We start from the raw sequence: 881 nt of genomic DNA on the forward strand, positions 1-881 counted from the left end.
CACGACAGGGTGCCGCTCAAAAGTCGGTTTCGATGCGCTGACCCGTCTTGGGGTGGATGTACCAGCCTTTGCGCATCACTTTCCCATTGAATATCTCTGCTTCCCGAAAATCACCGCCCGCAAAGCTTTGAACAGGCCCAACATAGGCAATCTCCCCCCATCTATCTCGTTTCTTGGGATCAAACCCCGGCCTTCGCTCAATGTCCCAGCCCAGCAGCACCCCATCCGAATGAAACCGGAACTTGATGCGCAAACCACCCCCTGGATTCTTGCGAAGATCATCGAGCAAATCGTCTGGAATGCGCTCGGCCACCGGCACTCGCCACTCACCATACAGGTGCCCCGTCACTCCAGTCTTGATGCCGTTGGACCAATGATACTTGACGGTGTTGCCTTTGTAGAGCTTGAAATCCACGTACTTGTAGGGCCCCGTCGGGCGCCAAAAGCCGCCCTGTTTGGTATCAACCTCCTCCCGAAAGCTGCTTTCCACCACCCCCCCCCCTGGTCGTCCACGCCGATGGCATGGATGTTTTCCTCCCTGTTTCGCCCAAACCCGCTCATGTACAACTCAAAACCACGAACGCCGCGGAACTTGTGGATAAGGGCTCGGTCTTCTGCACTGTAAGCAGAGATATCCGCAGGGGTGTTCCGCTGCGCGGACATGGATGATTTGCATCCCGTCAGACCAGACAGGCCCAGCAGTCCGCCGATTTGAAGGCAGATTCGTCTGTGTGTGTTCATGCGCGGGCCGGGCTCAAAAGTCGGTTTCGATGCGCTGGCCCGTCTTGGGGTGGATGTACCAGCCTCTGCGCATCACTTTTCCATTGAATATCTCTGCTTCCCGAAAATCACCGCCCGCAAAGCTGTGAACAGGCCCCACA

Annotated in this window: 1 protein-coding gene; it reads right to left on the bottom strand. The window is 56.6% G+C overall.

Annotation, left to right across the window (positions count from 1 at the left end; translation table 11 throughout):
* Positions 1–16 precede the first annotated feature (16 nt).
* Complete coding sequence (locus GTZ97_RS16410) at positions 17–490, bottom strand: hypothetical protein (protein ID WP_161652079.1); 474 nt, start codon at positions 488–490, stop codon at positions 17–19.
* Positions 491–881 lie beyond the last annotated feature (391 nt).

The sequence above is a fragment of the Aquabacterium fontiphilum genome (assembly GCF_009909205.1).
GTDB lineage: Bacteria > Pseudomonadota > Gammaproteobacteria > Burkholderiales > Burkholderiaceae_C > Aquabacterium > Aquabacterium fontiphilum.